Below are 5,226 nucleotides of genomic sequence, written 5' to 3' on the forward strand. Positions count from 1 at the left end.
GGCTTTTGGCCCATCGGATCATCGGGCAAGGCGAAATGGTCGAGGCCGATCCGGACATAGCCTTCGGCCGCCAGACGTTCGGCGGCGGTCTCGCTCTGATCCAGCCGCGCCTGGGCGTCGGGCAGGGCGGCCTCGTCGATCAGCTGCTGGTGACTTTTCATCCACGGCACATGGGCGTAGCCGAACAGGGCCAGACGCTCGGGACGAAGCGGCAGGAGCTGGTCGAGCGTCGACAGGGTGTTGGCCGTGGTCTGATGCGGCAGACCATACATCAGGTCGATATTGATCGAACCGACCCTGGCCCTCCCGCAGCCAGGCGACACAGTCGGCGATGTGCTCGAAGGTGTCGCGGCGATTGACGGCCGCCTGGACCTCGGGCGTCAGGTTCTGCACGCCTAGGCTGGCGCGGTTCATCCCCCGCCCGGCCGCGGCGCGCACCCAGTCGCGCGTCAGCACGGCGGGTCCATCTCGACCGCCACATCGACGTCGGCGGTTAGGGCAAAAACCTGGCCCAGGCGGTCGAAGATCGCGTCGACCTCGCCCGTGGACAGCATGTTGGGCGTGCCGCCGCCGAAATGGATGGCGCCAACGGGCAGGCGACCGGGCAGGGCGGCTCCCAGCAGGGCGATCTCGTCCAGCAGCAAGCGCACATAGTCGCCGACGGGTTCGTGGCGGTTCACCGCGCGAGTATTGCAGCCGCAGTACCAGCACAGCCGGGCGCAGAAAGGGATGTGCACATAGAGGGACACGGCTTGCTCGACGGGCAGGTCATGCAGCCAGAGCCCATAGGTTTGGGCGTCGATCTGAGCGCTGAACTGCGTCGCCGGCGGATAGCTCGTATAGCGCGGCGCGCGGCCGTCGTACTTGGCGACGAGCTCGGCTGTGGGGCGGACGCCAGCGTTCGTGGCCAAGGCGAGAGACATGGGTGTCTTCCTTAAGCGGCGGCGTTCGCCGCTTGACCCGCCGAGATCGCCCAGGCGGCCTCCGCGTCGGCCACGGCAACGCGATAAGCCTCGCGAGCGGATTTGAATGAGGCGAAAGGAAAGCGAATGGGAACCTCGGCCAAGGCGGCGGCCAGCATCTCCAAATGCGCCACCCAGCCGGCGGCGGCGCGGCCGGCGTCCTCGCTGGCCGGCAGGCTCAGACTCAGGGTCAGACGCGCGCCCCCGTCGATGGGGCTGATTTCCCAGCATAGCGGACGAGGCGTCTCGCCGGGTCCGTTCCAGCCATATTCGAGACGCTGACCCGGCGTGACCGCCGTGACCAGGCTGTCGATGATGATCCCGCTGTCACCAAATCCAGCTGGGCGGCCCCGCCAACCGCGAGCGTGATCGTCCCCGGGGCCAGCCATTGGACGAGACCCTCCGGCCGGGTCAGGGCGCGCCACAATCGGTCAGGCGAAGCCTCGAAATCCCGGCGGATCTGGATGGCGATGACGTCATCCTTGCGGATGAAGGTGGCGATGGGTTCGGCGAGGTCGAACATCGGTGATCTCCTAGACCACAGTCTGGCCGACAGCGGCGTGAGTGGCCTTGACCGGCGTCAAGCCACTGGCGCGTGGCTGCTGAGCGTTAAGCTCATCGAGGGTGTTGAGATTGACGAACGGGTCGGGCTGGATCATCCCCCAGTCCGCGACCGCCTCGCCGCCGCGGCGGCCAGGCCCCGTAAGGACGAGCGACCTTGGGCCAGATAGTCGGCCAACACTGACTCGACTTCTACGCTCCAGAGGCCGCAGACGGGATGCAGTCGTCCATTGCTGACGGGCAGAGCGGCCAGGCCCCGAACTCCATGGCGGCGGCTAGGCGCGAGGTCAGATCGACAGGCAGATGCGGCATGTCGGCCAGAACCTGTACGTGCGCCGCGCCGCGAGCGCGGGCGAAGGTCAGGGCCGAGGCCAGGCCCGCTAGCGGACCGGGGATGTCGGGATGATCAAACAGGAGTGGGGCGCCCGCGCCGCCGCCCAGTTGCTCGGCGTTGCGGACGGCGACAGCGACCTCGTCGGCATAGCCCCTGGCCAGGGTCAATGCGCGGGCCACAAGCGAAACCTCACCCCAGGCCCGCAGGGGCTTGCCGCCACCCATGCGCGAACCCTCGCCGCCGGCGAGAACCACGGCAACGCAAGGCTTCCTCATGATGAGCCCCTTCGCGCGTTTCGCCGCAGCGGGGCCTCCGGCACTGGACCGCCGACGAAGCTCATCGCCTGTTTCAAGCTAGTGATGGTGGTTTCCAGATCGCGTAGCAGGCCATCGGCCGCCGAATGGATCCAGCCGTGCAGCGTCAGGGACTGGCCGCGACGCCATGCGTCCTGAACCAATGGATTGCCGGCGAGATTGACCAGTTGCGCGGTGACATTCAGCTCGCAAAGCCGATTGGCTCGAGCGCCCGGATCCATGATCGTCTCCAACGCCTCGGCGTGACGCGAGGCCAGGGCGCGCACCGGGCCGAGCCAGCGATCAAGGAGATCAATCGGCGTGTTGGACAGCGCCGCGGCCATGACCCCACAGCCATAGTGGCCGCAAACCACGACGTGTCGCACTTTCAGAACTTCCAGCGAGAACTGAAGGCTCGACAGAAATCCGACGTCCAGGGGCGGGGCCAGGTTTCCAGGATTGGTATGGTGGAAGATCGCGCCGGGCGGCAGACCGGTTAGCTCCTGTCCCGTGAGCCTGCTATCGGCGCAGCCCAGCCAGAGATAATCGGTCTGGCGCTCAGCTGCAGTGCGCTTGAAAAACTCGCTGTCCTCATAGCGGCCGGCGACCCAGGCCATATTGCTGGTCAGCAGATCTTCGGTCATGCCATGCCTGTTCATTGGCCAACAACGGCGCTCAGCAGACGACCGCGACGGGCCGCGAGCCGGCGTCCCAGAGTCGTCAGGTCATCCTGGCTCAACCGCAGTCTGGCGATCGGCAGGACGATGGCGTTCTCCAGGCCCAGATGACGACGCTCCTGGGTGGCGAAGGCGATCATCGCCCTGCGCCGCGCCGGATCCAGCCCCGGCGCGCGCGCACTCACCAAACAGGTCCGCAGATGATCGCGCACCGCATGGGCTTGCACCACATCGTTTCGGTGTTCGGCCGACAGCATGCCAAGCACGCGCTCGACGTCGTCCTCGGGCTCGCAACGCCGGCGCAACAACGGAAAGAAATCTTCCTCCTCGTCGATCACATGCAGCGGCAGATCGTGCTCAAGGAAATCGACCAGTTCGACGAGTCGCCGCCGGTCGAACACCATGGCGGCGGCGACGTCCTCGATCAACTTGCAGGCCTGCCGATGACGATAGTGCTCGGCGAAGAACCACTCGATGGGTTGCGCAAGCAAGTGCAGCGGAATGGCCTCGATCTCGGTCGTCGTCATTATGTCCTCGCCTTGGCTCGGTCCTGGATCAGAGCTTGTAGGCAAGCGTCAGCCACAGCTTGGTCCTGTCGCGAAAAGCCGGTTGGTCGCCATTGAACGCCGCCGCCGCGAGTTCCACAGACAGCTTGGGCGTCAGCGGCGCCGAGATGGCGAGGTTCATCTCGTCACCCAGCTTGGCGTCGCCATCGGCGGTGTCGAACCGGTGTAGGGCCGCTTGCAGCTTGACGGGGTGAGCCTTGGAGTGGGTCACGTTGGTCGATGCGGTGAGCGCGAGATCGCGTACCCCGTTGGACGGTGTGGTCAGGAACACGTCCGCCCAGCCCTGGAAGGCGTGCAGGGTGGCCAGCGGCGTCTGGAAGCCTCGGCGGCCATCGCCGTCGAGACGTTCGACGCCGAGTGTCACGGCGCTGACCTTGCTCTTCAGACCAGCCCCCAGGGCGAGATAGTCGAGGGTGAAGTCGGTCGGGCTGTTTCCGTAGTCGCTTTGGCGGGCGTACTGCGCCTCGTAGGTGATGCTCAGGTCTGGGCTCACGGGGCGCGAGCCTGTCAGGCGGATGTCGTAGGTGGCGCTGGACTGGGCCGGGGCGTTGGCGAAGTCGAGCAGATAGGCGCTGGCCGAGACCTGGCCGATCGCGGTCCTGGCGGCCAATTGGGCGATATGGGAGTCGCTGCGCCAGCTGCCTTGGGCATGGCCGTCGCCGAGAATTCGATGGACCTTGTCCAGATAGGCGTAGGTCAGGGTCAGCCTGGGCGATGGCCGATAGACCAGGGTGATCGCGTCGAAGGTCTGTTCCGTCTGGCGAAAGCCGACATTGCCGACAAAGCGGGCATTGTCGAGGATCAGACGCTGGCGACCCACTGTCGCGCCGCCAGATCCCCCGGCGGAGATCGGACCGCTCCAGGACAGTTGCATGCGATTGAGTTGAGTCGTCTCCGGGTCGGCAACGACGGGATAGGTGGTCTTGCCGTTGACCTGGCTGTTGTAGCGCTCGTCCAGGGCGGTGACGTTCTGCGCCTCAACTAGCAGCTTGAAGCCGTGGACAGCAGCGGTCTCGTAACCCAGCCGGGTGCGAAGGGTCAGGGCCTGGGCGTCCTTGGCCAGGCCATCCTGGGAGACGGCCTCGTAGCGCAGGCGGGCGTCCAGCAGAATCTGGCCCCGGGCCGGCTCGGCGGCCTGGGCCAGCGTCGGGAGGGCCGCGGCCAGCGGCAGCAGCCAGAGGATACGCATGATGCTCTAGACCTTCCGGAAGATCGTGTAGGTGCGCGTCTTGGGCGTGAGCCGGGTGCGCAGCAGGGAAGCGATGGCGGCGATGGCCGGATCTTCGGCGCCCTGGGCGGCCGAGATCAGGTGGGTCCACGACTCGTCGCCGGCGGTGTTGACGAAGTCCTTCACCGCCCGCTGGACGAAGGTGTCGACGTCGATCCCAGCGGCGGCGGCCGCGGCGCGCACCCGTTCGGCAAGGTCCGGATCGGAGGCGTCGAGCCAGGCTTCGAGCCCGGCCGCCGAGGCGCCGGCCAGACGCTCGCCCAATGACAGCGCCCCGGTGTCGAAGCGGCCGTCGCGGGTCAGGCTGAAGGCTACGCCCAGGCCTCGGGCGCGTTCCGCCAGATCGGCGACATAGCGCGTGGCCGCCGCCGTCCAGGCCCGGCTTTCAAGGTGCAGCCGGATCTTGTCCTCGACATAGTCGAAGGGCAGTTCGCGTCCCTCAATACGACGGTCAAGCTTGAGCACATGCCAGCCGAACCGCGAGCGCACCGGCTGGTTCAAGACCTGGCCGGGCTGCAAGGCCGAAAGGGCCTGCTCAATCTCGCCCACCACATCGCCGGGCCCAAGCTGACCCAGCGAGCCGCCAACCTCGCCTGACGGGCAGT

The 5,226-nt window shown here is 66.8% G+C and carries 9 protein-coding genes and 1 pseudogene; all 10 read right to left on the reverse strand.

Annotation, left to right across the window (positions count from 1 at the left end; translation table 11 throughout):
• Positions 1-272: pseudogene (locus tag CSW58_RS15050) on the reverse strand (coproporphyrinogen III oxidase); the annotation flags it as partial.
• Positions 273-449: 177 nt separating this feature from the next.
• A complete protein-coding gene (locus tag CSW58_RS15055; protein WP_236627702.1) occupies positions 450-923 on the reverse strand; it encodes a radical SAM protein in 474 nt (157 codons plus the stop codon).
• A gap of 11 nt (positions 924-934) precedes the next feature.
• Complete coding sequence (locus tag CSW58_RS16145) at positions 935-1,081, reverse strand: hypothetical protein (RefSeq protein WP_161494583.1); 147 nt, start codon at positions 1,079-1,081, stop codon at positions 935-937.
• A gap of 71 nt (positions 1,082-1,152) precedes the next feature.
• Positions 1,153-1,485, reverse strand: coding sequence for an SRPBCC domain-containing protein (locus CSW58_RS16150; RefSeq protein ID WP_143755115.1), 333 nt, complete (start codon positions 1,483-1,485; stop codon positions 1,153-1,155).
• Between the two features lie 10 nt (positions 1,486-1,495).
• The gene (locus tag CSW58_RS15735; protein WP_255406563.1) at positions 1,496-1,621 is read right to left on the reverse strand and encodes a hypothetical protein; all 126 of its coding nucleotides are present in this window, start codon (positions 1,619-1,621) and stop codon (positions 1,496-1,498) included.
• A gap of 94 nt (positions 1,622-1,715) precedes the next feature.
• Positions 1,716-2,111 (reverse strand): NTP transferase domain-containing protein, encoded by a 396-nt coding sequence (locus CSW58_RS07230; RefSeq protein WP_161494584.1) that lies wholly within the window; start codon positions 2,109-2,111, stop codon positions 1,716-1,718.
• A 17-nt stretch (positions 2,112-2,128) separates the two neighbouring features.
• Positions 2,129-2,794 carry a carbonic anhydrase gene (locus tag CSW58_RS07235; protein ID WP_099446838.1) on the reverse strand — a complete coding sequence of 222 codons (666 nt, stop codon included), beginning with the start codon at positions 2,792-2,794 and terminating at the stop codon, positions 2,129-2,131.
• 11 nt (positions 2,795-2,805) lie between these two features.
• A complete protein-coding gene (locus CSW58_RS07240; protein ID WP_099446836.1) occupies positions 2,806-3,354 on the reverse strand; it encodes a hemerythrin domain-containing protein in 549 nt (182 codons plus the stop codon).
• A gap of 28 nt (positions 3,355-3,382) precedes the next feature.
• Entirely contained in the window at positions 3,383-4,582 is a 1,200-nt protein-coding gene (locus CSW58_RS07245; RefSeq protein ID WP_099446837.1) for an alginate export family protein, read from the reverse strand.
• A gap of 6 nt (positions 4,583-4,588) precedes the next feature.
• Positions 4,589-5,226, reverse strand: a 638-nt coding sequence (locus CSW58_RS07250; RefSeq protein WP_201721604.1) for a peptidylprolyl isomerase, incomplete at its 5' end; no start/stop codon positions are given.

The organism is Caulobacter sp. B11, assembly GCF_002737765.1.
Lineage (GTDB): Bacteria > Pseudomonadota > Alphaproteobacteria > Caulobacterales > Caulobacteraceae > Caulobacter.